Here is a 24,367-nt window from a genome sequence, read left to right on the forward strand (position 1 = left end):
TTATCTAGAAATATCTTGAGACGTCCAAGTATTTTCTTTATTACTGGACTCTTATTAGAGAGTAAAACTAAGCCTGAGATAGGGCTTAAATATTAATATACGAGGGGAATAGAATGAAACACATAATAAAAGACATATTAATAAATTATTTTAAAGAAATTCATTCACTAGCAGTGGAAGAAGAGTTACATAAAGATAGTTGGAATACGGATCTGCATTATAAAATAATGGTAAATGGAAAGCGGTATTCTGCAAGGTTTATAAATAGCAAGCGAACAATCAATCCAGCTTATGGGGCGTTATCAAACGAACAACTGATAGAGCAAGTACGGTTTACGTATTATTTACGCGAGCGTGGGATTCCTTTTATGCAGATAAACAAGAATAAGGCAGGAGATTCATTTACATTTGTCACTTGGAATGATGAACAATACCGATTTGTATTGTCTACTTGGATTGAGGGAGAACATATTACACATGGTACAGAAAATATTGCAGAAGCCTTTGGAACGGAAGCAAGAAAAATCCATGATATTTCTAGTACATTTCAAAGCTCGATTTTTCAAAAGAAATCTCACTTGGATGGGTATGCCCAGTTTATTCATATGTTAGAAAGTAAGGCAAGTGCATGCAAAGAATTACGGGAGTATATAAATCTAGCTACATATCATATAGAGTGGGCATATACGAGTGAATTAGAGTTTATCCTACAAACAGATTTAAATCCTTTGAATGTTTTATGGGACTCAAGTGAACAGATAAAAGGAATTGTAGATTTTGAATCGATTGGATATGTTGATCGTATTGAAGGACTAGCCTTTTTACTAAAATGGTATTCTCGAACAGAAGGGATACATTCGCATGAAGTTAGTTCAAGTGTTGCTAGTGCATTTTTAGAAGGATATAAGGCTCATAATATTGTAACATCAAATGATTATAAAAGACTATCTTCATTACTTTGGCTATCTGGTAGTTTGAATTGGAATTTTGTGAAGAAAACGCTAAGTGTAATAAGTGATGAGAGGGAATTAGAAGAACATTTGGAAGTTTATAGAGTGAGGGGAGAAAGACTATCTTCATTATTAATTTGTATATAACATGTATTCTCCTAATTTGGGATTCAAATAAGAAACCATATGAGGTGTTCTAAAAATGAAAATACAAATTGTTTTGTTTGATGGATTCGGAGAGCTCGTCTCTTTTGCACCTTTTGAAGTATTGAAAAGAGCAATAGAAGAAGGAGCTCCATTTACGGTTGAATTCGTTTCAAGTGAACGAAAGCAAGAAGTTACTACTTCGTTTGGAGTTACAGTTAAATTACATGATTTTTTACGAATGAATAATCGTCCAGATTTGTTAATTGTACCTGGTGGTGGCTGGAATCATAAAGCAGAGCATGGAGCACGAAAACAAGCAGGGCTTGGTACTTTGACTAAAATGATTAAAGAGATGCACCATAAAGGAACGATTGTTGCGGGAGTTTGTACAGGAGGTATGCTACTAGCCGTGTCCGGTATATTGAATGATAAAAAGGCAACAATGCATCATTTGGCGCAGAGTGAAATGAGTAAATATGGAGCAGAACTTCTTCCTTACAGAATTGTGGATCAAGGCGATATTATAACTGCAAGAGGAGTTGCTTCAGGAATTGATTTAGGACTTTGGATTACGGAAAAGTTCGCAAGTTCTAAAATTGCAGCCGCTGTTGAATATCGAATGGAATATGAGAGGCGAGGTGTTGTTTGGAAGTGATTTTTTATTCGCTTAATCATATTTTTGTAGATATTGTAAAAGAGAAAGAGCCAATTCATACGAGTAGGCTCTTTCTTTTATATGTTCATTTTCTATGTTTAATAATTTGGCTGAATATAACCTAACTTTATTCCCTTTGTGACAGCTTCCAAGGAAGATGAAACATTTAATTTATCAAATACGTGTTGAATGTGATTAGAAATTGTACGTTCGCTAGCGTATAACATAGAAGCGATTTCTTTGCGCTTATAGCCATCGCATAGTAATTGTAAAATTTGTTTTTCACTATGAGTCAATTCTTCAATTGTTTCTGTAGAGGTTGGAAAATGAAACGCCCCTTTATTAATGTCATTTAATATTTGTACCAATACTTCAGGTAAAATATTTTTATTAATAAAACCACTTACACCTAGTTTTTGAGCTTCATACTGGTAAACAGGTAAATCATACCCGGTTAATATAACAATTTTTGTATCACATTTACTATCCAATATTATTTTTGCTATTTCTAAACCATCTTCACTACTTATATTGCTTAAATTAATATCTAATAAAATAATATCTGGTTTAAACTGGTTGATAATTGTAACGACATTTTCAATATTTTGTAATGAACGGAATTCATCTATTTCAGGATAATCTTCTAAGGCTATTTCCAAGCTTTTTGCAAACAAAGCATGATCATCTATTAATAAAATGTTTATAGGAATCGTCTCCTCTCATCGGAATAAGAATAGTAATGCATAAACCAGAAGGATTACAATTTGAAATGGTCATTTTACCATTTAATAAAAATAGCTGTTCTTTAATCGAATTCAATCCTTTATGACCATTCAAAATGTCTGTTTCGGTAGTTGTTAAACCTTTACCATTATCTTTCACAATAAGTTTTATTTCCTCATTTTCTTGTGCTAAATGTAAATGTAACTTTGAACAATTTGAATGTTTGAATGCATTCGTTACTAGTTCTTTTAATATTCGATATATGACAAGGTGATAGGGTTCTACTAAAAACAAGTCGTCGTTACATGTAAAGGATATATTAACATGTTTCGTTTCATATTTTTTTTGTATCATTTTAAGTAAATTACGATAATTTTCTTTTAATGTAAGTGTTTTTAATAGAGTTGGATGATACTCTTGCATTTCAATGCGTATTGTATGACTTAAGTTATCCAGTGTCGCTACGATCATGTCATGAATTTCTTTTTTGTTAGATTTGTTCATCATATTTTTAACAGCTAATATGTCTTGTAGTATTTCGTCGTGTAAATAATTGGAAAATCTACTTTTTAATTGTTCTTCTTTTACGATTTGTACTAAGTTATGAACATACGAACTGTCTGGCAAAGTTTTTAATTCTTTTGTATTCAAATTTGAGATAGTGTTTTTTGTGTCTTGAAATAATAGTGTGAAATAAAGCTGAACGAACCAAATAATTGTATGTATAAAAATGAAATAAGTAATCATATTAAATTGAAATAGTACCCCAAGTGCACTCATAAAAATAAAAATGCATACAAACATAAAAGCAATTGCACCTTTTTTTAAGGGGAAATATTGTTTCATAGACATATGATTTTTAAAAGCTATTGCATGAATACTAAATAGGGGGAACAGAATTATTATGTACCATCCTAAATTATTTACATATTCGGGACTCTTCCCAAATAATGTAACATATACGATAAAGGGAAAGATAAGAATTGCAGTAGATGTAAGTAAATGCTTTTTTTCACTTTTAAAAACAAATTTAATTCGTTTGTGATGTTGTAGGAATAGAAAAGTAATCCAACTAACACTGATAAGCCATTGAAATGAAAATAGAACGGAAAATATTTTATTATCTACTAAGTACGCAACTAATGTTAGTAAACATGTAATTCGTAAAATCCAATCTTTTTCTTTTTTATAACTATAAATAGAATCTTGGAAAAAGAATAGGAGTATAAATTGTACGATTTTATATAGAATGAATACACTTAGTAGTGTACTGAATGTACGAAAAATCCGGTCGTCATTCAGTGTAAGTAGAAACTGCCAAGAAGTAAAAAGTAGTAAACTCGAAAATTGTGATAATAGAGTATTATTTTTTAAGTTGATAAAACTAATATATGATCCATAAATGGCCATGATCGTTATAAGCAATAAAGGGAGTAATTTTGCTGTTCCTATAATATTGTCTATTGAAAATTCGTAGCATAAAAAAATAATCATACAAAGTTGGTTAATTAAAATTAAAATTTGTTTTTGTTCATAATATTTTTTCATAAACTCACTTACCTTTGTTAGGTTACATACAGATAAAGCTGATGTTTTTTATTTATCATCAGCTTTATTTATAGTTTTTTACTTTTTATTGTTAAATATAATTTTATAACAGGCTCTTTTTGTTAACAAATAATAAACGATATATACAACCGAAAAAATGATTACTGCGAAAAGAATTGGTAATATAAACGCACTACTTTTTCCTAATAGGTCATCCATTAACGCGGTTTTATAGGCAACTAATGCAAAAATGCTATGTACTAATCCTATTATGTAAGGAATGCTAAACAAGGTGAAAATTTCTTTACTTATTATTCTTTTTATCTTCTTTTTGTTATAGCCCATTCTATTTAAAATAATAAATTCATTTTTATTTGCCATCACACTTGAAAGGTTATGGAAATAGAGAATACTGCCTGTTGCAATAAAGAAGATGATAGTAACAAAACTAATGAGTAAGAATGTTGAGCTATTTTGCTGAATGATATAATCATTTTTTTGATAACTACTTGTGAAATACATATTATTTTTAAATAGTGGGGCTAAGTTTTCATAAACTGTTTTATTATCCCTCATATCTTTTCCATTAAAACTTACTATCGTTTTTTGGGGTAACTCTAAAACTTTTATTTCTTTATACAGTTGATCCGAGATAATAAGCGTTCCTACACTATTTGCAAACCCAATTGAATTAAGTAATGTAGTGTCTTTTACTTTAACATCTATATTAGTTGTAGGCGTTAAATTTAAAGTATATCTTTTCTCTTTATCTAGGTCTTCTTTTTCAGGTCGATATTTTACTAGGATGCTTTCATTTTTAGCTAAATGGTTAAATTCTACATTTTTATCCTGAACATGTATTAACTCTCTATAATTGGACTCAGAGATAAGGTCAAATCCATGTTCTTTTTTTATACGATATTCTTTAGGTAAATTATCAGAATTAGATTTCCCATTAATAATGGTTGTTTCTGTATATCTTGTATTTTCTTTACCGACAGTATTTTGTACAGTTTGTAGTGCTTTATTGGCTACGTCCTTATTGTCTAAAGGGAACTCAATAGCTGAAGGGACGATCCGTTCTGTAGCGGCAACAGGATAGTAAAGAGTCAGTAGAGTAGAACTGAATATAGCTAAAGTTCCTGCGGTTAATAAGGTTAATAAAATGAAAGTTTTTGCTTTCGAACGAATTTTAAATATAAAGTTTGGAATGACAATAATATTGGATTCTTTATAAAACCATATTTTATTTTTCTTCAATTTTTGAATCGCATATGGTAAAAAAGAATGAATAAAGAAAATCGTCCCCAATATTACACTAAACATTGTTAAGAGGGCGATGGGGGAAAAGCCAATTGTTTTCCACAAAGAGTTCGTGCCTCGTGTAATATCGATGGCTAAGAAATAGCCAATTAAAATGAAAAATAATCCTAGTAGTGAAAAAACTGTATTGATTTTTATCTTTTTTTTTTCCTTTTGTTCCATGCGCACTAAAGTTAGTAAGGAACTTTTTTGAAGAATAATCCAATTTGATAAAGATAAAACAAAAAGAACAGCAAAGATAAAAACAAAGGTGAATAGTACTGCATCAAGATTAATAAATGGTACTCTAGAAGTATCGATTTGTAATTTTAGTATTTTAATTATTGCTTCCACAATTCCTTTATGAGCGATAGCACCAAAAGTGATTCCTACAAGAAGGGCAGCAAAGCAAACTATAATATTTTCAAAAGTTAATAGTTTTAGCATCGTTGATTTTCTGTATCCTAAAAGAGAATAAATACCGAGCTCGTTCATTCTTTTTTTCATAAAAAATGTATTAGAGTATGACATATAGAATAGTACAAATGCCATAACAAAGATTGCCACTGTTTTGGACATTGTTTCTACTCTACCGTCAGACGAAATCTTTTCCATGATAATGTCGTTCATGGAAAAAGAGATAAAGGAGAAAAATACCGTCAGTACAAAAGCTACTGAAATGAAATAGAATGAATAGAAGGAGAAGTTATTTTTTAAATTCTTTTTTGCAATTGTAAATAAACCCACAGTTCAATCTTCCTTTCATGCTCTTAGTTATATCGATTTTCATCAATTTTAGAGATTTCTTTTAATATTTCTTCAAAAAATTCTTTTCTATTTTGTTTATTTTTCTTTAATTCTTTTATAATGTTTCCGTCTTTGAATATTAAAATTCTACTAGTAAAACTGGCTGCGTACGCATCATGAGTTACCATTAAAATTGTAGTTTGAAGTTCCTCATTTACCTCTTTTAATTTTTGAAGTAGTTCTGTTGCAGAATTTGAATCTAATGCGCCTGTTGGCTCATCTGCAAATAAAATACTAGGCTGCTTCGCAAGGGCTCTTGCAGCTGCAACCCTTTGTTTTTGCCCGCCGGACAGTTGACTAGGATACTTACTTAATTGCTCAAATATACCAAAACGCTTTGCTAAATTTTCTATTGTGGATTCAATTTCTTTTGGAGATTTTTTTAACAGCGTAAGTGGAACAGCAATATTTTCCTTTACTGTTAAACTATTAAGTAAAAAATACTCTTGAAAAATAAAACCTAAGTAATCCTTCCTAAAATCAGCAGATTTATTATTGTTAAGCGTTTGGATATTGACCCCGTTTATAAAAATATCGCCATCTGTAGGGGTATCGATAGTGGATAAAATATTTAATAAAGTCGTTTTTCCGGATCCAGAGGCTCCCATAATCCCCACAAACTCACCCGCTTGAATATCAAATGACACGTTATTAAGTCCTGGTAATTGGTTCTTGTTATAAATTTTTGTCACATTCCTTGCAGATACTAATGCATTCATTTTATTTACTCCTTTTCATCTATTTATATATGAAGTGTATCTTTTGATATAAAAAGAAGCATGAGTAAAAAGCGCAATCTTGTGCTCATATGCTGCTACTTTGTATTACGAAATGGTGTAACTGATAATAAACGCTGAAAAATAATTTTGTTTTTCTTTTATGGAATTGCATAAGTAATAAAAAAATTATAGCTACATTATGATAGGGAGATGAATAAAGAAAGTGTGGCCTTCAAAAATCTCATCAGCATATAAAATGAGGGAAGTTCAACATAATGGACATAAACGGTGCTAATACATGTAAAGTAAGATGTCACGAAAATGAATAAAGAGTGCTAATTTTCATACGCTTTGATTATGTAAAAATAGAGGGGATGGCATGAAAGACAATACTCCTTAGAAAGTTTTATTTATTGTGGTAACTAAGCGGTTCACGTGAAGAATGTAATCATAGTATGTCATTCATGATAAACGAATCATACCATTATTAAACTATATTCATTTCATGGGTGTGAAGATGTAGTCTAACCATATTAGCATCGATAAACATGAAGTTAAGTGTTTGGTGCTTTCAACTAGAGTTCACTCTCGCATTCTACAAAAATCATTTGTGAAAAAGGGATTTGGATAATTTTTTTAAATTTATCTATTCTGAAAAAACAATGTGGCATTTAAACAAATTTATATCTGATCATTAGAGGAGAATAAAAATGAATCACTTTTTTGTAGAATTTGGTGAATATAAGGCAAGTGTTTGTGAATGGGGGGATAAAAGTAATCCTCAAATCATTTGTTTTCATGGTTTAGGAAGTACAAAATTAAGTTTTATAGAAATAGCGGAGTTTTTAAAAGATAAATATCATATTGTATCGTTTGATCTACCTGGACATGGGAAAACACCAAATTTTGAGAAGGATGAAGATTATGGTGCAGTCCATTTAACAAATTGGGTAGTAGCATTACTTGAGCACATAGGAAAAGAAACATTTCATATAGTAGCACATTCATGGGGCGCAAGCGTTGCGCTTCACTATGCAGCAAAACGTCCAGAAAAAGTGAATAAAATGTTTTTATTAGATGGTGGTTATCATCATGGCAAAATGAATGCAGATTATTTTGCACAGCTGTATAAAGATGCGAAAGAAGGAGAGTGTCCACCGCGATCATTAGAAGAAGAAATTACTCATTACGAAAAAGATTTTGATGAATATATTTTTGACAGTAAAGAAGCATTCATCCAATCAGAAAAACTGGCTTACAGCAGGTGGTCACCATTAATAGAACGTGCGGTTTATGACTTAATGCGAGAAGAAGGGAGTAAAGTGAAATGGCATGCTAATGGCGATACCGCTAGAGGTGTCATTAAGTTTCAATATACGGTGTATAAAACATTGAAATCTCATAAAATTAAAAGCGATATTTTATTATTGTATTGTGATCTTCCACATAATTATTTAAAAATAAGAGAATTGCAGATTGCGGAATTTAAGAAGCATATTGATATTGCGACTAAGTTTTACAAAGATACAGGGCATTTAATGCATTGGGATAGACCAGAAGAGATTGCTGAGGATGTTTTAAGTTGGTTGATATAAAAAAGGTCTGTTATTCGAATTTGAGCAACGGATTTTCTCTTGAAAAACTTAATTCAAAAATGATAGAAGGATAAGCAAAAGCATTACAGTTCTATCACCAATTCATTTTTTGCTATAATGGATGCGTGGCAGAAAATAGATAGAAAGATACTGCTAGTAATTTATACTTAAAATGTAGGGAGATTGAACAGAGTTATGGGGACAGAAAAAGAAATTAGTTCCGCTAAATTAATATGGAAGATGACGCGCCCGCATACGTTAACGGCGACGTTTTCTCCTGTAATTTTAGGAACAGTGGCATCACTTTATGTTGCCAAAATTGATTGGCTGTTATTTATTGCGATGATGGCTGCATGTTTAGCATTGCAAATAGCAATGAACTTATTTAATGAGTACTATGATTTTAAACGTGGATTAGACACTGCTGAATCCGTTGGCATCGGTGGCGGAATTGTCCGTCATGGATTGAAGCCAAAAAATGTGTTAACAGTTGCGCTTTTATTATATGTCGTAGCAGCTTTTATTGGCATTTATATTTGTATGAATAGCAGCTGGTGGTTAGTCGTCATCGGTTTAATTGGAATGGCGGTTGGCTATTTATATACAGGCGGTCCATTACCAATTGCGTACACCCCGTTTGGAGAATTAGTTTCTGGATTGTTAATGGGAACATGTTTTGTACTCATTGCTTTCTTTATTCAAACGAATACTGTAACGATTGAAAGTGTATTGATTTCCATTCCAATTGGAATTTTAGTAGGTGCAATCAATATGTCGAATAACATCCGAGATATCGAAGAAGATATTAAAGGTGGAAGAAAGACATTAGTAATCCTCCTTGGGAGAGAAAAAGCTGTGGTCACACTAGCGGTAGCCTTTTTCATTGCGTATTTATGGATTGCCGTAATTGTATTAATGGGTTATATAAGCCCTTGGGCATTAGTTATGTTCCTAGGTTTGAGAAAGCCAATTTCTGCGATTCAAAGTTTCCAAAAAGGGGCAAAGGATCCTGGATATATGCGCATCGCAATGAAATCAACAGCGATGACAAATACGATTTTCGGCTTCTTGTTGTCAGCAGGATTATTAATTAGTTACTTGTTTTAAATGAAAAATATTGTTAAGTAACTTAACCCCAGTTTCTCAATTTTAATATAGAGAGATTGGGGTTTTTATTTTGACTAAGTTTAACGTTAAGAGTCGAAATGCAAATACCAATAAATTGCAACTTCATCATTTTCAATATCCAAACCTTTATAAACAAGAAAATCAAACCCACCAATTACAAATCCGCATTTTTCATAGAACTTACATGCTGCGACATTATTATTTTGCGTTTCAAGCATGATACCTGGCATATTGCCTTTTTTTGCCCACTGCTTTGCTTGATGAACTAATCTTTTACCAACTCCGAGTGTACGATATTTTTTATCTACCGTTATATCTTCTATGTAAGCATAGTGGTTCCAATTCTTTTTTAATACCATTAATCCAATGATTTGGTTATGTAACAGAGCTATGTAAATGACTTGATTAGGTTTATTTATATATTCATTGTAAGCCAGTTCTTCATTATCATCTTGATTTTGTAAATAACTTTTTTCATAACTCGGAACGTCTTCTACTGTATATTTTATACGTCTATTTCCTTTGGAAAGAGAAAGAATTAACCGAGCATTCACTATAAAACTGTCATCAATCTCCGGGAGATTATCTAAATCATTTGTTTCTAACTCTCTAATTACAAGGTTCATCGGGGCACCTCCACATAATAATATTTCTTCTAGTTCTTCATTTGGTTCAAATAAATTCCAATTACAAAATTATAATAGAATTTCAATAGTACGGCTATCTTTGTATTTTATCTTTATATCAGTATGCTGTTATCTTGATATGAAAATATTGTTTAGAAAGAGTAGTATTTTTTATTTTGGATGTATATCCAGTTTTCAAATTTAACTATGTTAGAAAAATAAATATTCTTCTAAAGAGTAGATGCAATACGCTATTCTTTAACTAATTTCGACATTATCTGCATTTTATCTTCACCTTCCTCTATTAATCTATTTATTGTAAATATCAGCTGAAGTTAATGTTTAGCTGCATAAATAATGAAGATGAAAATGAGTAGGGAAAGGATCGAAACATAATGAAAGAATCACAAAATAAGAAAAAAACAAGTGTAGTAACGAAGGCAATACTATCTCTAGGAGTTGTTTTAGCAACGACCTTATTCACGTTCTTTTTAATAGGAAAATGGAACGCTATCCCAGCGAAAGGGGTAGCGAATGAAAGTAGTAACCCAGTTAATACACAACAACAAGAAAAGAAAAAAGAAACACCACCGGCAAAACAGAAAAAACCTGATGGAAAACCAGTAGGAAAGGTTGTTTATTTAACATTTGATGACGGCCCTAGCGAATTAACTGGAAAATTTTTAGATGTACTAAAAGAGCAACATGTTTCTTCGACATTTTTTATGCAAGGTAGCAATTTACAGAATACTGGTTTTCAGGAAAATGTAAAACGAGCAGTAAAAGAAGGACATTATATTGGTGCACATAGTATGACACATAATAGTGATAAGCTATACAAAAAAGGACAATTTGTAACGGAGATGAAAGAAACGTTAGCTCTTATTCATAATATTACAGGTACAACTCCTAAACTAGTCCGTCCCCCATATGGATCTGCACCAGGATTAAGGGGGCAGGACATTCGTAACAAAATTGTAGAAGCAGGAATAAAAGTTTGGGATTGGACGATAGATTCAAATGATTGGAAATTAAAAGGTAACCCACAGCAAATTATAGAAAATGTAAAGCGTACAACAACAGAAGATGTGGAAGTAGTTCTAATGCATGAAAAACTACAGACATTACAAGCGCTTCCGGAAATTATTAAATTTTATAAGGAAAAAGGATATGAATTCGGGGTATACAATGAAGCGGATCATTTTCAACTAAACTTCCAGAAAGATCAACGTCTATAGTATAAACATAATTATTTTAAAAAGGTGTTTTCCATTACTAAATCAATAACTAAGCCAAAAGTCGATTTCTTATTTTATAAAGAAATCGGCTCTTTCGTTTATGTATTACGTTACAAGAGTTTTCTTATTTTCTCCGGAATGTCCTTTTTTGAAATCTATGCAACAGAGTCTTTATAGTAAGAGTATTTTGTCGGGGAATAATCAAAAAAACGTATATTACAATATAAAAAATTCATCTTAATACTAAAGGATACATGACAACGATTCCTATAAATTCTTCTCAATAATTGAAAATAAAATCAATCCAGATTATTATATTGTTATTGTAATTATAAATGTAATTACATTTTATTGAAGGAGGATACAAAGATGAAAAACTCAAAAGGCTCTATTGAATCAGAGATAAGCAAAGCAATTACTCACTGGGAAAAGGACTACCTAGGACGCGGGTCTATATCCGTTAAGACAGATATATTACGGGATATGATTATCGTAAATTTACAAGGTATTTTAACGCCAGCTGAATATACGGTTTGCGAAACAAAAGACGGTATGCTAACGATAAAGAAAAATCGTTCGGAGCTAGTTGAATCTGGAATTGAAGATTTGAAAGAGATTATACTAGAATTAACTGGAGAAAAAGTGAAAAGTTTTCATACGGATATAAGCTCCCGTACTGGTGAACGAGTAATGATTTTTAAATTGTTTCATAATCTTGAGGAAAAATTTTAAAAATTAAAACCATCGTAGGGTTAGTGGGAGATAATTAAGAAACCTAAAAGTTTTGCGCTTTATTTAAATTTATTAACATGATAATAATTAATAACTTGAAATTATTTACGTATACTGAATTTTAATTGGAATAACGCTCAAAAAAACTGATAAATAAATTGACAAACTGCTTAATATAGTTTATCTTATAATTGTTTTAAAAAATTAATAGATGCTTATTTTAACTGTTTGCTATAATTAAGGCTTTAGCATTTTTTTAATATGTAATATTGACTAAATGAAAAAGTTTCTTAATTGAAAGATAGCGCATAACATAAATTGATATATTGATTGCATAATCTAGGAGATCAGAGATATACTGTTATTTTTAATAGGAGTAATACATACATTACTATCCTCTATAAAATGGGAGCTCTTCAAAAAACTTTATTGAAGTTAGTTGAAGTGAAACCGACAATCTCCATAATTCAATGATGATATAAAATCATTGAATTATGGAAGTTGTCGGTTTTTTTTATGGGAAAAAACGATGTACTAAAAGAGTGAATGAAAATTGAAATTAAAAAAACTATCGTAATGAAAAGGAATTTTTATAGGCTATTTTCGCTTAGAAGGGAGTATTTAACATGTTAATTTCGCTGAGTTCATCAACACTGTTAACTTTATTTTTTATGGCGCTTAGTGCTTCTTGGCTAAGTGGATTATTGTTTTTAAATGCAAGGATACCTTTACGTTTTGTTCATATCCATATTGGTATTGCTGCTTTACCTTCATTGGTTTCTTTACTCGCACTTGTTAATAACAATGGAGATAGAGTTGTGGGGCCTTGGCATCTAGATACTTTAGCTTGGTTAATGGCTTTCTTTGTTCTTACAATTGGTTTAATCATTCAGCGTTTCTCTGTACGTTATTTAATGGGGGATCACTCATATCGAAAATACTTTGCACTTTTTACATGTACTACAGGTGTATCTTCGGTTGCATGGTTAAGTGATGATCTTCGCTTAATGCTCATTTGTTGGGGAGCAACGCTTATAGGATTGGTTCTACTTATAGGGCTAAATAAAGGGTGGAAAGTAGTTAGTGAAGCAACTAAAATCTCTGGCTACCTATTTACAATAAGTTGGATTGCCTTACTATCAGCTATCATTTGGCTTTTTCAAGTAACAGGACAGTGGCAGTTAACATCAGTTTTAACGAATGAAAATGTAGCTCAATTTGGAACATTGGAGAAAACAGGAATTAACTTATTGATTATAGTAGCTGTGATGATTCCAGCAGCACAATGGCCTTTTCACAGATGGTTAATTGAATCAGCTGTTGCTCCAACTCCTGTTTCTGCTATTATGCATGCGGGTTTAGTAAATGCTGGAGGTATCATATTAACTAGATTTTCGCCACTTTTTCATGATGATATTGCACAAATCATTTTACTAATTTTCTCTAGTATTTCTGTCTTAATCGGAACAGGAATTAGTTTAGTTCAAGTTGATTATAAACGTCAGCTAGTAGGTTCAACTATTGCACAAATGGGATTTATGCTTATTCAATGTGCATTAGGCGCCTATTTAGCAGCTATTATTCATTTAATTTTACATGGTTTGTTTAAAGCTACACTATTTTTACAAGCTGGTTCTTCCGTGCAACGTTTTGGGGTAGTGAATCAGTCTAATGAAAAGATGTCTAATTTATGGATGATAGTTGGGCGTGTTTTAGGATTATTTATAGCAATTACTTTCTGGTTTATGACTTCTGGAGAGGGGTATCAACTAGTTAGTGCGTTAATCTTAGGCTGGTCACTATACTTTTCATGGAAACAGCTTGTTGTTTTTGGAGAGGGAAGAATGGGACGAATTGCTGGCGTAATTGTTTTGATTGGATTTTCTCTCATTTACTTTACCGTTCATAATTCTCTTTATAAATGGTTGCATACTGATATTTATCAAAGTGTTCAACCTTCAGCTCCAGCCGTTATCTTTGTTATATGTATTTTACTATTTAGTAGTGTTATTAGTACTTTCGTTACTCGTCATCAATCTTCTACTTTATTCGCTGTACTTTATCTTTGGTTAGTTCGAGTAGGTGAGGCGAGACGAAAGTCAGTAGAAAGTCACCCAAGCTATCTAAAACATTATGTATCAAAGGGAGGTAATTCGTGATGAGCATACCGTCAATATTAAAGAAAGATACAAACATTGATATGCAAGAAAATAATATAAATGATTTAGTTGCATCTGCTAGCCGAGTTATTGCGCCACTTTGGCCTATCTCTACGTTTGCAGCTCACCACCCTTGGATGGGACTTGAAAAGCAATCATTTGAACAAGTCGCAAATTGGTTAAAAGAAGCTCGTAATGTGGATATTTATCCTAGTGCCTCCATGATTCATTCGGCAAAAGCGAAAGGTGAGATTGAGGAATCATTTTTACAAATGAGTTTGTCTCGTTGGATAGATTCACAATCTTTTCATATTCCGCGAGAGAAAGCAGAGCGATTTTGCCAAGCAGCTTTAAAGTTAGAAAAATTACCTTCTAGTCTATTATCATCGCCAGAAGTAAATAAATTGGCAGAAGAAATGAATTATATAAATACAGCAAGTATGCAAGCCTCTGTTATGCAGCCAATAAGTTCGCTTATAGAGAGTCAAAATAGTGAAAACCTATCTGATGTTCTTAATTACCATATCATTAAATGGTGTAAATTATATCTTGATGAATCCGGATCAAATTGGACGATGCCAAATCGAGAGAAAGGTTTTTATCGTGCATGGCAACACCTTATTAAATTTGATCCAGCGTTCAGTAAAAATGAGCGTAAAGTTTTAAAAGATTGGCCACAAGATGCCGAAGTAGCTTTAGTGAGAGCATTATCTGAACTAGGAATTTCTAAATCTAACATACAATCTTACCTTGAAGGGCACTTACTTTCTTTGCCTGGGTGGGCAGGAATGATACGATGGCGCTCACAACAAGCAATTCAGGAACAGGAACTTCTCATAGAATATTTAGCAGTTCGAATTTCTATGGAGCTGGCTATTGTAAAACCTTATTTACCTTTAAAAAATCAAAAGGTTGAGAAAAAAGTTTCGATCGTCCCACTTATAGCTTCTTGGATCTATTGGGGGAATATTTCAACACGGGAATGGTTACAAATGCCTGCTACTGAACAAAGTGAGTTATTAGTATTCGCTTATCGTTTTGATGAAAATATTCGCAAGAAACTTTGGCTGGAAGCTTGGGAACAAACGCATGCAGAGCAATTAAGAGAGAAGATTGCTTCTACACAACGTGCAACCGATGATAAAAAGCGTGTATTAGCTCAATTAGCATTCTGTATTGATGTACGTTCAGAACCATTTCGTCGCCACCTTGAAAAATTAGGTCCGTTTGAAACATTTGGAATAGCTGGTTTCTTTGGATTACCAATTGCAACTAGTGAACTAGGTAGTAATAACAACCACCCTTCTTTGCCAGTTATACTCAAACCGAAACATCAAATAAAAGAGCTCACAAATGAAAATGAACTTAAATCTTATGAGCAGCGTAAGAGGGTAGGCAGTTCGGTACGTTATACATTTAAAACGATGAAACAGAACGTAATGACAAGTATGGCGCTACCTGAGTTAAGTGGTCCTTTACTTGGTCTACAGATGGTGACAAGAAGTTTTGTCCCAAGAGGAGTTGGTAGTTTCATTCGTAACCTTCGTAAAACTATGTTACAAAAACCTGATACAACATTCTCGCTTAATCATGTTCATGACACAAAGGGTGAGATACCTATCGGTTTTACGAAAGAAGAAAAAGTGAACTATGTGCGTCAAGCTTTAAAAATGGTGGGACTGACAGAAAAATTTGCTCCTTTAGTTGTAATGTGCGGACATAGTAGTCAAAGTACGAACAATCCTTATGCTGCAGCACTTGAGTGTGGTGCTTGTGGCGGAGCAGCAGGGGGATTCAATGCAAGAGTTTTTGCTACTTTATGTAATCTTCCAGAAGTGAGAGAAGCGTTGTTTGCTGAAGGTATTAAAATTCCTGAGGATACCATTTTTGCAGCAGCTGAACATAAAACAACAGTGGATGAATTGGAATGGATTTACGTCCCAGAACTTTCGGAAACTGCGCAAGAAGCATTTGATTGTATCGAGTCGATTATGCCAAATGTGAGTCAACATGCAAATAGAGAGCGTTTAACGCAATTACCAAATTTTAAAACGAAAATAAAAAATGCGAGTAAAGAGGCACATCGATTTGCAGAAGATTGGAGTGAAATACGTCCAGAATGGGGATTAGCTCGTAATGCATCTTTTATTATCGGGCAACGAGAATTAACTCAGAATTGTGACTTAGAAGGTAGGGCTTTCCTCCATAATTATGATTGGAAACAGGATGAAAGTGGCGATATATTAGCTAACATTATTGCAGGACCAGGAACAGTAGCTCAGTGGATAAATCTACAATATTACGCTTCAACTGTAGCTCCTCATTATTATGGTAGTGGAAACAAAACAACCCAAACCGTAACGGCGGGTCTAGGTGTTATGCAGGGAAATGCAAGTGATTTGTTGCCAGGCTTACCTTGGCAATCCGTTATGCAGTCAGATAGTGAGACGTATCATTCACCACTTCGTTTACTAATTGTAATTCAAGCGCCTATTCAATATATAGAACGTTTGCTAAATAATGATTTCACATTTCGAGAAAAAGTTCAAAATGGATGGGTTAGACTTGCAAGTGTTGATCCAGAGGGACGCTGGAAAAACTGGTAACAATCATGTAATGAATTATCAACTAATGTTACTAGCTTAAAAGTTTCATAAATACAATAATGAAGAAGGAGTGCTCCATATGAATTCAAAGAATAAAAAAGTTTTATTGTTAACAGACATTAAGCACGGAATAGAGCCTATTATCCAGCAAGTAACTAACATTCAACAAGAAAACATGTTGACTATACACAGCTACGATTCTGTAATTGTACATCCTTATGGAGATATAATGAGATCTATTATTATTGCTATTTATCAAGAAAATGTTGAAGAAATTTTTGTTGTAGGAATAGAGGATAAAGAAACGGATGTAGTTAATCTACAAATTCAACGTGATTCCATAAAAAATAACAGGGAACTAGACTATCTCTTTGAAAATTGCATGCCTGAATTTTCAAGTGGTAGCCTTGATGAATGGCTAAGTGGAAAAGAAAATGTTAGTGAAAATATTGAGAAGAGTATAGATATGATTTGTCATCATCCACTAGTACCGTCTGATGTTAAAGTTTATGGTTTCAAGATTGATAGAACAGGGGAAAAAGAAACGGTTGTTAAAGTTTCTGTTAATAAAGTAGTGAAACAAATGCATTCTTATGTGTAAGTTATCGATAGATAAGCAACTTTTATTTGGTAGATACTATAATATGTTAAATATTTGGAGTTGTTTCCTTTAAAAAGAGTAAAAGAAATCTTCTATAAATGGAGATCTTTTGCTCTTTTTATAATAAAAATAAAAAATTATTTGACGTTTTTTCGAAAAAAATTTTTAAGACAAGGCTTTTAGGTTTATGAAAACCTTTATTCATGATAGCAAGATAATTTTGATAAGAAGTATATAGTAAGAATGATTTGGAGATACCGATGGGGATATAACTATTTTATTTAGGACGGTGCAATTAAAATGGATTTACAGAAAGGGAAATTATATTGGAACACGACTTTTTCTAATACACCTTCTTATCCTCGTTTGGACGAAGATATAAAATGTGACGTACTAATAATAGGAGCAGGAAGTTCGGGTGCTCAATCAGCATACTATTTGAGTGAATCAGATTTAAATATTGTTATCGTTGATAAAAGAAAGGTAGGACATGGAAGTAACCTTACAAATACAGCACTTATTCAATATTTAGGTGATAAGATGTTTTTTGAACTTGTAAATACATTTGGGGAAGAGTATGCAGTTAAGCATATGAAATTATGTGAACAAGCTATTAATGATATTGAATATGCTGATCAAAACTTGCCTTATTGCTCTGACTTTAAACGACGTGACAGCTTATATTATGCAAGTTATGAAGAGGATATAAAGAAATTAGAAAAGGAACTGTATTATTTACATAAGCATGATTTTAAAGCGGCTTGGTTATCAGAACAACAAATTGGACAGAGATATCCATTTAAAAAACGTGCAGCTATTTATACGTATAATGATGGTGAAATAAATCCTTATAAATTTACACATAGTTTATTAGAACAAGCCTCTAATAAAGGAGTTCACATTTATGAAGATACAGAGATTGTTGGCAAAAAGTTAGAGAAAGAATGTGCTATCTTTTATACAAAGGAGGGCAATTCTATTACTGCCAATAAAGTAATTGTGGCTGCAGGATATGAAGGATTGGAATTTAAAAAGGAAAAGAACGCTACACTGATTAGCTCATATGCAATTGTTACTAATCCTGTGGAAGATTTATCTTCTTGGTATAAACGCACTCTCATTTGGGAAACTGCGAGACCATATATTTATATGAGAACTACTGCAGATAATAGGATTATTATAGGTGGATTAGATGAAGATACAAACATTGCTCAAGAAAGAGATTCAAAATTAATCCATAAAAAAGAGAAATTAGTGAATGAATTTAATAAGCTCTTTCCCAATATAACAGTTGAACCTGAATTTTATTTAAGTGCTTTTTATGGTGGTACTCATGATGGTTTACCTATAATTGGAATGTATGAAGAGTTTCCAAATTGTCACTTTATCTATGCGTATGGAGATAATGGATTAGTTTATAGTATGGTACTTTCTAAAATTGTTCGAGATATAATTATTAACGGTTCAAGTCCAGATTTGAATTTATATTTACAAACTAGACCAAAACTAAATGAGTAAACTGCATGTATACAAAATCATAGTAGTAAGGAGCTTATTTAGGGTTCCATTATAAAAAAACGCTATTTTAAATGTATTAGTTTCATGTGACTATTTGTTATGTTTATGAATGCTTAAATAAAGCATTCATAAACAATATTATTTGTTAAATCCATTCATTTTACTAAGTTCAGTTATTTGTATAATCCATTCTTTTTTTAGGTAGGGTAGAGTTGCTTGGATATGATGATATTCCCATTCTTCCTCAATGGTAGGGTAAAGATTAAATAAGTATTTTTCTTCATCATTTGTTACACTTGCTTTAGGATTGCCAGTAAGTTTAAAATAAATGTCGCACCATCCGCTATAGTTTGTTAACATGAATAAAAAATTAGGACATGTGAATTCGATGAGGTATATTTCTTTTTCTAATTGAATATCTGATAGTAATTCTCTTGCAGTCTCATAAGTAGGCTTCTTTTGGTAACCATTGCATGAATGCCATGCCCAAATGGGGAAATCTATAATAAAGTCAATACCTTTCTGTTTCATGTGTCTTACAATGTATTTATATGCTGTGCAATCTTCTTTACTAACAAAAATAGGATCGGTTATAAGCTTACCTTCATTCAAAAGTGTATTTATGGCATTTTGGTTTTGAAAAGTCCATAGGATTGTTGAATCTATAGATGTATTTAAGTTTGATTGTTTATAAAATTGTTTTTTCATCTTTCTCTCCATTTTCTTTTTTATTTTATAAGAGTTTAAGATAAGTACAAAGTGCATTATATTTTTATCTTTATTAAGAGTTGGAAAAATCCATTAAAGATAGAAGAGTTTGTTTGCAATTACAAAAAATGATTCTTATAATCATTTAAAAATAACAGAAGTATTTGTTCTAATAAAGAATGAATTTTGCTTTAAGAATGGGAAAGGATAGCCATGCAAAATAAAATTATTGTTATGTTTCAAAAAGATTTTCGTTTATATGATAACCCAGCTCTATTTGAGGCTGTTCAGTCTGGTGAGGTTCTTCCTGTATATATACAAGAGGAAACTTTTTCAATAGGAAGTGCGTCAAAGTGGTGGTTGCACCATGCTGTAATAGATGTAAAGAAGCAACTTGAGGCATTGGGCTCTACTTTAATAATTCGTAAAGGACGTACGGAGGAAGAAATACTTTCTCTCATAGAGCAATTAGATATAACGGCTGTATATTGGAATATTTGTTATGATCCGGACAGATTACAATCTAATCAAAAAATGAAAATGATGTTAGAGGATAAAGGTATTATCTGTAAAGAATTTAATTCGCATTTATTATTAGAACCGTGGATTATTAAAAAGAAAGATAACACTGAATATAAGGTGTTTACGCCTTTTTACAATGCATTTCAAAAGCAGGTAATACCTAAACCTATTAGCAGAGTGCAGAGTATAAAGTGGGGAAACTCTTTACCAGCAAGCTTATCTGTTTCAGAATTACAATTGTTGCCGACTATACCGTGGACATCTCATATGGAAGTAATATGGGATCCGACAGAAGAAGGGGCATATAAAACATTCAAGAAATTTTTCTCTAGTAAATTAGTCTCTTATAGTGAAGGAAGAGATTTTCCAGGTCAAAATGTCCATTCGATGTTGGCACCGTATCTTTCATTTGGTCAAATATCAGTAAAGCTAATGTTTCATTACTTAATAAATAAAAGTACCGAAAGACAATGTAGTCTTTTTGAAAAACAAGTTAATAGTTTTATACGTCAATTAATTTGGCGAGAGTTTTCTTATTATTTACTATACCATTATCCATGTACAGTATATAAACCTCTTAATAAGAGCTTTGAACATTTTCCGTGGAATAAGGAAGAGGAGTTATTAAGAGTATGGCAAAAGGGGAAAACGGGTTATCCGTTTATTGATGCGGGAATGCGAGAACTATGGCAAACAGGTTTTATGCATAACCGGGCAAGAATGGCTGTAGCCTCTTTTCTTGTAAAGCATTTGTTAATTCCGTGGCAAGAAGGAGCAAAATGGTTTATGGATACACTACTAGATGCTGATATTGCAAATAATACAATGGGATGGCAATGGGTTGCTGGAAGTGGAGCAGATGCATCACCGTACTTTCGTATTTTTAACCCAATCACACAAGGAGAAAAGTTTGATAAAAATGGAGAGTATATAAGAAGATGGGTACCAGAATTAAGAGGTATACCGAATAAGTATATACATAAACCTTGGGAAGCATCTGAGCATATTTTGCAAAAAGCCAATATAAAACTTGGTGATACATATCCCTTTCCGATTGTTGATCATAAGGCAGCACGGGAGAGAGCCCTTTGTGCATATAAAAGTATGAAAGAATTTGTATGAAATAGGTTAAACAATATGTATTTTGAATTTTAATATTAGAATTTTATCCAGTACAAGGACATACTAATCATATAAAGTTTCTATAATCTTCTAGTAAAAAGGAGAATGTTTATGAAAAAATCTAGTATTATAGTATTTTTACTAACATATGGTTTGTTTTATGTTTCTAGTGTTTTATTCCCTATTGATCGTACTTGGTATGATGCGTTAGAAAAGCCGTCTTGGACACCATCTGGTATGACAATCGGAATGATATGGGCTGTATTATTTGGACTTATTGCATTATCAGTTGCAATTATTTACAACAACTATGGATTCAAGCCAAAAACATTTTAGTTTTTATTCCTTTTAAATTATATATGTAATCAAGCGTTCAGCTATTTTCAATTTAGCCAAAAGAATTTGTTTTTAGCAACAGTAGATTGTTTACTAGTCGCTATTACTACGTTACTTCTCATTATGTTTTCTTCCAATTTATCTAAAGTATCGGCATGGTTGCTAATACCATATTTTTTATGGTCTGCATTTGCTACATATTTATCTTGGACAATTTATAGTATAAATTAAAGACGGAAATGAAAACTTGAGCACAATAAAAATGCTCGAGTTTTTATGTTTATTAATGATAATCTGAAATATAGAATATACACATCTTAGGGAGGTCATATGTGTGAAGAAATGGATAAAAATTGTTCTGTACTCTTTACTAGCTATTTTAATCGTCGGAAGTATTACTTTTTTAACTTGGTCTCAGTTTACTTATAAACCAACGAAAGAGGCTTTGTCTTTAGTAGATGATAAAAAAGATGAAGATTATATAGTTTTTGGAGAGAAAGATGCAAAAATAGGAGTTATTTTTTATCAAGGAGCTAAAGTAGAAGCCGAGGCTTATAGTTACTTAGGAGAAGCTTTTGCAAAAGATGGGCATTTTGTAGTAATGCCTAAGTTACCATTAAACTTAGCGATACTTGGAATAAATGAGGTAGATAGTGTAATTGAACAGTATCCTGAAGTTCAAAAATGGTATGTTGCTGGGCATTCAATGGGCGGAGCTATGATTTCTAAGTATGCCTTTCAACATGAAGAAAAGGTAGACGGGATTATTTTCTTAGGTTCGTATCCTGCAGATGACTTCTCTACGAAATCGATTCCAATGTTATCAATTTACGGGGAAGTAGATGCTTTAGCAACTGTTGAAAAAATAGAGAGCAATAAAAAGTTCATGTCAAAGAATACTACTATGCACATGATAAAAGGGGGAAATCATGCTCATTTTGGCATGTATGGTGAGCAAAAAGGTGATAATGCGAGTTTAATTACGGCAAAAGCACAACGAGATGAAACAGTAAAAGTAATTGAACAATGGTTATTGGAACAATGATAACGAATTTAATAAATCTACCGAAAGAATTTTCCCAACGGTAGATGGGAGAGAGAATAAAGAGAATAAAGAGCCAAATCGTATGAATTGGCTCTTTTATTTATTTGCTATCTCCAATTGTCCCCTTATTTTCTCCGGAATATCCTCTTTAGAAATAATATCGTAAGAATACACATATTTTCCTTTCACATGAATTTTTAAGTAAGTTTTTCTTATAAAATCATTAGGCGTGTTCGTTCCAACTTTATATTCTTTTTCATTGCTTAGTTCATCAACACCCTTTAGTGAGTACATAGCTCGGCCTTTATAATGATAATCTGGAATGCCATATCCCTTCGCAACGGCGTATACATTTTTTTCTTCAGCAATCGGATTAAATCTGTCTAAATCCCCGCGTAATATGAAAGGTAGTAAGTATATAGGAAGGCCTATTCCTAGTATGCAAAGTACAAATTTTTTCATGGTCGTTTCTCCTCTTGTTCATTTACAGGATTCAGTATAGAAAAAAATTCTTATGAATATAGAGGGAAATTTCTTAAGGTTTTCTTAATAAAGTTTAACCGTGTGAAAAAAACTAACTTGAGCATTAAGCTTACGGAATGAATAACCAAATAACTTGTTTTCTTTATTTTTTGATATTTCTTAAGAACCTATCAAGAAATAAGTGAGTTTTAGGATTTAGAATAAATGTATCTTACAGTAATAAGAGAATTATCTAAAAAAATTAGAGTGAGAACAATTAAAGAAAGCATCTAGTGGATTGCTTTTTTCTTTTGGAATAGAGAATCACATGGGTCAGTTACATGTAATACGGCACTGTGCTTCTATGTCACTGAAAAATCCAATGATAAAAAAAGAGGGGGAAGGCATTTTTTATTGAAGTTTGTTAATGATAGATTTTTAACTAGTTAGGGGGGGATCGTAAAATAGATTATTAATCTCTTTAATAATTTTTATTTTCCTTATAGTTGGCATATTGTATTAGAAATTTTTAATTTTGAAAGGAGAATCAATAATTATGGGTAAGAAAAGAAGAATAAGTAATAAGTTATTACTTGTCAGTGCAATTTTTACAATAGCAATTCCTTCAGTCTCATATGCGGAGGAAATAATTTCACCTGAAAATTTTACGAGTTCTTCAAGTTTGTATGAGGGACGGAATACGGAAGTATTGAAAACAAGCTTATATCCTTATACATATAACTATCCGTTTAACTACCAATTTAGTTCGAAATTAAAGGAAGCAAACACAACTATAAAAAAAGTAGACAATAGTGATGATGAAAATCCTATTATATCTACTACTCTTTCATTTATTCGCCATATGAATAGTGAAGATTATAAATCTGCATTTGATTTAACCTCAAGGTCATTACAGAAAATAATATCCGAAGAATGGCTGAAGAGCTATTGGGAGGGACTCCCAGTGCAATTACAAGCAGGTTCTTTTATAGAAATTGGGGAGGTTACACATCACTATCAAGCTAAGATTATACAATATCAAGTATAGTAGAGATTATTTCTTTTTTCTAAAAGCCAGGCTTAGAAAATTTAAAGGTTTGCATGCGAAATAAACCCTA

The 24,367-nt window shown here is 32.0% G+C and carries 19 protein-coding genes and 2 pseudogenes; 14 read left to right on the plus strand and 7 right to left on the minus strand.

The window, feature by feature from the left end; all coding sequences use genetic code 11:
* The first annotated feature begins 113 nt into the window (after window positions 1-113).
* Window positions 114-1,097, plus strand: coding sequence for a phosphotransferase enzyme family protein (locus MR168_RS23770; protein ID WP_242291533.1), 984 nt, complete (start codon window positions 114-116; stop codon window positions 1,095-1,097).
* A 55-nt stretch (window positions 1,098-1,152) separates the two neighbouring features.
* Entirely contained in the window at window positions 1,153-1,752 is a 600-nt protein-coding gene (locus tag MR168_RS23775; protein ID WP_152121493.1) for a DJ-1/PfpI family protein, read from the plus strand.
* Between the two features lie 98 nt (window positions 1,753-1,850).
* On the opposite strand, the gene MR168_RS23780 is transcribed toward MR168_RS23775, so the two are convergent.
* The 4 genes from MR168_RS23780 to MR168_RS23795 form a co-directional block, all read right to left on the minus strand.
* Window positions 1,851-2,456, minus strand: coding sequence for a response regulator transcription factor (locus tag MR168_RS23780; RefSeq protein WP_152121492.1), 606 nt, complete (start codon window positions 2,454-2,456; stop codon window positions 1,851-1,853).
* Window positions 2,434-4,023 carry an ATP-binding protein gene (locus tag MR168_RS23785; RefSeq protein WP_152121491.1) on the minus strand — a complete coding sequence of 530 codons (1,590 nt, stop codon included), beginning with the start codon at window positions 4,021-4,023 and terminating at the stop codon, window positions 2,434-2,436. The genes MR168_RS23780 and MR168_RS23785 overlap by 23 nt, the downstream gene beginning before the upstream one ends.
* Window positions 4,024-4,101: 78 nt before the next feature.
* Window positions 4,102-6,072, minus strand: a complete 1,971-nt coding sequence (locus MR168_RS23790; protein WP_242291535.1) for an FtsX-like permease family protein — start codon at window positions 6,070-6,072, stop codon at window positions 4,102-4,104.
* Window positions 6,073-6,095: 23 nt separating this feature from the next.
* Window positions 6,096-6,851, minus strand: coding sequence for an ABC transporter ATP-binding protein (locus MR168_RS23795; protein ID WP_242291536.1), 756 nt, complete (start codon window positions 6,849-6,851; stop codon window positions 6,096-6,098).
* Window positions 6,852-7,561: 710 nt separating this feature from the next.
* Between MR168_RS23795 and MR168_RS23800 the strand changes: the two genes are divergently transcribed.
* Entirely contained in the window at window positions 7,562-8,446 is an 885-nt protein-coding gene (locus tag MR168_RS23800) for an alpha/beta fold hydrolase (protein WP_152121488.1), read from the plus strand.
* Window positions 8,447-8,641: 195 nt separating this feature from the next.
* Entirely contained in the window at window positions 8,642-9,553 is a 912-nt protein-coding gene (gene menA, locus MR168_RS23805) for a 1,4-dihydroxy-2-naphthoate polyprenyltransferase (protein WP_242291537.1), read from the plus strand.
* Between the two features lie 86 nt (window positions 9,554-9,639).
* Here the strand turns inward: menA and satA are convergent, their stop codons facing one another.
* Window positions 9,640-10,200, minus strand: coding sequence for a streptothricin N-acetyltransferase SatA (gene satA, locus MR168_RS23810; protein WP_016122805.1), 561 nt, complete (start codon window positions 10,198-10,200; stop codon window positions 9,640-9,642).
* 395 nt (window positions 10,201-10,595) lie between these two features.
* On the opposite strand from satA, the gene MR168_RS23815 reads away from it, so the two are divergent.
* The 6 genes from MR168_RS23815 to MR168_RS23840 all read left to right on the plus strand — a co-directional run bounded on the left by MR168_RS23815 (window position 10,596) and on the right by MR168_RS23840 (window position 19,054).
* Complete coding sequence (locus MR168_RS23815) at window positions 10,596-11,438, plus strand: polysaccharide deacetylase family protein (protein ID WP_006918160.1); 843 nt, start codon at window positions 10,596-10,598, stop codon at window positions 11,436-11,438.
* A 369-nt stretch (window positions 11,439-11,807) separates the two neighbouring features.
* Window positions 11,808-12,170, plus strand: a complete 363-nt coding sequence (locus tag MR168_RS23820) for a Na-translocating system protein MpsC family protein (protein WP_000798162.1) — start codon at window positions 11,808-11,810, stop codon at window positions 12,168-12,170.
* Window positions 12,171-12,796: 626 nt separating this feature from the next.
* Entirely contained in the window at window positions 12,797-14,329 is a 1,533-nt protein-coding gene (locus tag MR168_RS23825) for an NADH dehydrogenase subunit 5 (protein ID WP_088363645.1), read from the plus strand.
* Window positions 14,329-16,935 (plus strand): DUF2309 domain-containing protein, encoded by a 2,607-nt coding sequence (locus tag MR168_RS23830; protein ID WP_242291538.1) that lies wholly within the window; start codon window positions 14,329-14,331, stop codon window positions 16,933-16,935. The genes MR168_RS23825 and MR168_RS23830 overlap by 1 nt, the downstream gene beginning before the upstream one ends.
* Window positions 16,936-17,014: 79 nt before the next feature.
* On the plus strand, window positions 17,015-17,536 hold the full coding sequence (locus tag MR168_RS23835; protein ID WP_006918154.1) for a carbonic anhydrase: 522 nt from the start codon (window positions 17,015-17,017) through the stop codon (window positions 17,534-17,536).
* 300 nt (window positions 17,537-17,836) lie between these two features.
* On the plus strand, window positions 17,837-19,054 hold the full coding sequence (locus MR168_RS23840; protein ID WP_006918153.1) for an NAD(P)/FAD-dependent oxidoreductase: 1,218 nt from the start codon (window positions 17,837-17,839) through the stop codon (window positions 19,052-19,054).
* Between the two features lie 138 nt (window positions 19,055-19,192).
* Here MR168_RS23840 and MR168_RS23845 read toward each other — a convergent pair whose 3' ends face one another.
* Window positions 19,193-19,762, minus strand: coding sequence for a DUF3841 domain-containing protein (locus MR168_RS23845; RefSeq protein WP_016122800.1), 570 nt, complete (start codon window positions 19,760-19,762; stop codon window positions 19,193-19,195).
* A gap of 213 nt (window positions 19,763-19,975) precedes the next feature.
* Between MR168_RS23845 and MR168_RS23850 the strand changes: the two genes are divergently transcribed.
* The 3 genes and pseudogenes from MR168_RS23850 (at window position 19,976) to MR168_RS23860 (ending at window position 22,787) form a co-directional block, all read left to right on the plus strand.
* Window positions 19,976-21,406: a cryptochrome/photolyase family protein gene (locus MR168_RS23850; protein ID WP_242291539.1), complete on the plus strand. Its 1,431-nt coding sequence runs from the start codon at window positions 19,976-19,978 to the stop codon at window positions 21,404-21,406.
* A gap of 111 nt (window positions 21,407-21,517) precedes the next feature.
* Window positions 21,518-21,973: pseudogene (locus MR168_RS23855) on the plus strand (TspO/MBR family protein).
* A 103-nt stretch (window positions 21,974-22,076) separates the two neighbouring features.
* Entirely contained in the window at window positions 22,077-22,787 is a 711-nt protein-coding gene (locus MR168_RS23860) for an alpha/beta hydrolase (RefSeq protein WP_242291540.1), read from the plus strand.
* Window positions 22,788-22,883: 96 nt separating this feature from the next.
* Here MR168_RS23860 and MR168_RS23865 read toward each other — a convergent pair whose 3' ends face one another.
* The gene (locus tag MR168_RS23865) at window positions 22,884-23,249 is read right to left on the minus strand and encodes a YxeA family protein (RefSeq protein ID WP_000714948.1); all 366 of its coding nucleotides are present in this window, start codon (window positions 23,247-23,249) and stop codon (window positions 22,884-22,886) included.
* Between the two features lie 556 nt (window positions 23,250-23,805).
* Here MR168_RS23865 and MR168_RS23870 point away from each other — a divergent pair.
* Window positions 23,806-24,258 (plus strand): annotated as a pseudogene (locus MR168_RS23870) (alpha/beta hydrolase); the annotation flags it as partial.
* Window positions 24,259-24,367 lie beyond the last annotated feature (109 nt).

Source organism: Bacillus cereus group sp. BfR-BA-01356 (assembly GCF_022663635.1).
Taxonomy (GTDB): Bacteria; Bacillota; Bacilli; order Bacillales; family Bacillaceae_G; genus Bacillus_A; species Bacillus_A cereus.

Bases quoted from the DNA above. Each gene is read 5' to 3' on its own strand.
- MR168_RS23825 (WP_088363645.1), top strand. From the start codon at position 12,797: ATGTTAATTTCGCTGAGTTCATCAACACTGTTAACTTTATTTTTTATG.
- MR168_RS23835 (WP_006918154.1), top strand. From the start codon at position 17,015: ATGAATTCAAAGAATAAAAAAGTTTTATTGTTAACAGACATTAAGCAC.
- MR168_RS23815 (WP_006918160.1), top strand. From the start codon at position 10,596: ATGAAAGAATCACAAAATAAGAAAAAAACAAGTGTAGTAACGAAGGCA.
- MR168_RS23775 (WP_152121493.1), top strand. From the start codon at position 1,153: ATGAAAATACAAATTGTTTTGTTTGATGGATTCGGAGAGCTCGTCTCT.
- MR168_RS23850 (WP_242291539.1), top strand. From the start codon at position 19,976: ATGCAAAATAAAATTATTGTTATGTTTCAAAAAGATTTTCGTTTATAT.
- MR168_RS23865 (WP_000714948.1), bottom strand. From the start codon at position 23,249: ATGAAAAAATTTGTACTTTGCATACTAGGAATAGGCCTTCCTATATAC.
- satA (WP_016122805.1), bottom strand. From the start codon at position 10,200: ATGAACCTTGTAATTAGAGAGTTAGAAACAAATGATTTAGATAATCTC.
- MR168_RS23845 (WP_016122800.1), bottom strand. From the start codon at position 19,762: ATGAAAAAACAATTTTATAAACAATCAAACTTAAATACATCTATAGAT.
- MR168_RS23795 (WP_242291536.1), bottom strand. From the start codon at position 6,851: ATGAATGCATTAGTATCTGCAAGGAATGTGACAAAAATTTATAACAAG.
- MR168_RS23800 (WP_152121488.1), top strand. From the start codon at position 7,562: ATGAATCACTTTTTTGTAGAATTTGGTGAATATAAGGCAAGTGTTTGT.
- MR168_RS23770 (WP_242291533.1), top strand. From the start codon at position 114: ATGAAACACATAATAAAAGACATATTAATAAATTATTTTAAAGAAATT.
- MR168_RS23840 (WP_006918153.1), top strand. From the start codon at position 17,837: ATGGATTTACAGAAAGGGAAATTATATTGGAACACGACTTTTTCTAAT.
- MR168_RS23785 (WP_152121491.1), bottom strand. From the start codon at position 4,023: ATGAAAAAATATTATGAACAAAAACAAATTTTAATTTTAATTAACCAA.
- menA (WP_242291537.1), top strand. From the start codon at position 8,642: ATGGGGACAGAAAAAGAAATTAGTTCCGCTAAATTAATATGGAAGATG.
- MR168_RS23820 (WP_000798162.1), top strand. From the start codon at position 11,808: ATGAAAAACTCAAAAGGCTCTATTGAATCAGAGATAAGCAAAGCAATT.
- MR168_RS23830 (WP_242291538.1), top strand. From the start codon at position 14,329: ATGAGCATACCGTCAATATTAAAGAAAGATACAAACATTGATATGCAA.